At 49.5% G+C, this 1,431-nt stretch carries 1 protein-coding gene; it reads left to right on the forward strand.

Annotated features, from left to right (window positions below):
• Window positions 1-88 precede the first annotated feature (88 nt).
• On the forward strand, window positions 89-1,075 hold the full coding sequence (locus ACLQ3M_RS03525; protein ID WP_411676330.1) for an IS5 family transposase: 987 nt from the start codon (window positions 89-91) through the stop codon (window positions 1,073-1,075).
• Window positions 1,076-1,431 lie beyond the last annotated feature (356 nt).

Below are 1,431 nucleotides of genomic sequence, written 5' to 3' on the forward strand. Positions count from 1 at the left end.
TAAGGAACCTCTGATTTAATCCGCCCTCTACCGAAGAGAGAAGAACTCTGGTAAAATAGAACTATCAAGACACAGGTGGTGCGGGGAAATGAAAAAGCAACAAACTTTTACAGATATTGAATATAGCTGCAGAAAAAAGAAAACACGGCGGGAAGAGTTTCTGGAAACCATGGACGAGATTATTCCGTGGGAAGAGTGGGTTGGTATCATTGCACCATATTATCCCCACGGCAAACGGGGACGTCCGCCCATGGGCATAGAACGGATGCTGCGAATGTATCTGCTGCAGATCTGGTTCAACCTCTCCGACCCGGCCACTGAGGATGCAATCTATGACAGCTATGCCATGCGTAAGTTTACCGGCATCGATTTCACGACGGAGAAAGTCCCGGACGAGACGACGCTTTGCAAGTTTCGGCACCTGTTGGAAAAAGACGGTCTAAACAAGGTGTTTTTCGACGCCATTAACCGCGTCATGGTAGCCACCGGCCACATGATGAAAGGCGGCACAATTGTAGACGCTACCATCATCAACGCGCCCAGCTCTACAAAAAATGCGGAGAAAGCACGCGACCCGGAGATGCATCAAACAAAAAAGGGCAATGAATGGCGTTTCGGCATGAAGTGTCACGCCGGCGTTGACGCCGGCAGCGGGCTGGTTCATACGATAGAGGTGACTTCCGCCAACGAACATGATGTGACCGCAGCGGCGAAACTCATCCGTAAGGATGATGAGGTGGTCTATGGTGATTCCGGTTATCTTGGTATTCAAAAGCGCCCGGAGATTCGGAATGACGCGCATTTATCCAAGATCGACTATCGTATCAACCGCCGTCCGCACAGTCTGCCCAGGGTTTCCGACAACGCCATTGATTGGGAGCGTTTCATCGAACATCGCAAATCTTCGGTGCGATGCAAAGTGGAGCACGTTTTTCGCATCATCAAATGCCAATTTGGCTACACGAAAACCCGGTACAGAGGTTTAATGAAAAACGAGAACCGGCTGTATGCCATGTTTGCGTGCGCAAATCTTTATATGCTGGCTATGGCAGGTCGAAGTTTCAGTGAGGCCTGACAAGGGAGAAGTGTGTCCATTTCTGCAAAACTTGGGGATGAATCCGGTAATGCGGGATCAAAATGCGGCACTTACAACCGGTCTGCAGCGCTTCCTTGCTCTCACTTCGCTAAAGTCTCTATTTATGCCATTTGTTCAGAGGTTCCCTAATTCTTATTTGGGGCTGAGTGCCCCTTAACCCTAATTATTTCTATTAATTTACACTGTCCTCAGGCCGGACGGGCCCCTACTTTCGTCCTCAAACGAAAGTAGGCAAAGGTTGAGTAGGGGGGACTTCAAACTCCCATAGAGAAAGCTCCAACCGTCCCCCCTACACCCCCGACTACCGTCATACAACACGGAACTGTTCTTAAAAC

Origin of the sequence: Caproicibacter sp. (genome assembly GCF_046707225.1) — a bacterium.
In the GTDB taxonomy this organism is placed as follows: Bacteria; Bacillota; Clostridia; order Oscillospirales; family Acutalibacteraceae; genus Caproicibacter.